General features: G+C 45.9%; 1 protein-coding gene. It reads left to right on the top strand.

Annotation, left to right across the window (positions count from 1 at the left end; all coding sequences use genetic code 11):
• On the top strand, positions 1–695 hold a 695-nt coding region (locus tag R7Q48_RS27545), incomplete at both ends, for a sigma-54 dependent transcriptional regulator (protein ID WP_318133450.1).

The following is a 695-nucleotide window of genomic DNA, read 5'->3' as shown; positions in this document are numbered from 1 at the left end:
CAAGACTTTTTGATCAAACCGTGTGAAGCAGACCGTCTGCGTGTTACGGTCAACAACGCAATTCGCAAAGCAACTAAGCTAAAAAATGAAGCAGATAATCCGGGTAATCAGAATTACCAAGGTTTTATCGGCAGCAGCCAAACCATGCAGCAGGTCTATCGCACCATTGACTCTGCCGCTAGCAGTAAAGCGAGTATCTTTATTACTGGTGAAAGTGGTACGGGTAAAGAGGTATGCGCAGAAGCCATCCACGCTGCAAGCAAACGTGGTGATAAGCCGTTTATTGCCATCAACTGTGCGGCCATACCTAAAGACTTAATCGAAAGTGAACTATTTGGTCACGTAAAAGGGGCATTTACTGGTGCGGCAAATGACCGTCAAGGTGCCGCTGAGTTAGCCGATGGTGGCACGTTGTTCCTCGATGAATTGTGTGAAATGGATTTGGACTTACAAACCAAATTATTGCGATTCATCCAAACCGGTACGTTCCAGAAAGTGGGCTCTTCAAAAATGAAGAGTGTGGTCGTGCTTTTATGTTGCGCCAACCACCGAGACCCTTGGAAAGAAGTTCAAGAAGGACGTTTCCGCGAAGACTTATACTACCGTTTATACGTGATTCCTTTGCATCTCCCGCCTCTTCGCGAACGTGGTGAAGATGTGATTGAAATTGCGTACTCACTGTTAGGTTACATATC

The organism is Vibrio sp. 378, assembly GCF_033339435.1.
Note: the sequence above shows the minus strand (reverse complement) of the source record. Positions and strands in the feature narration are given on the sequence as shown.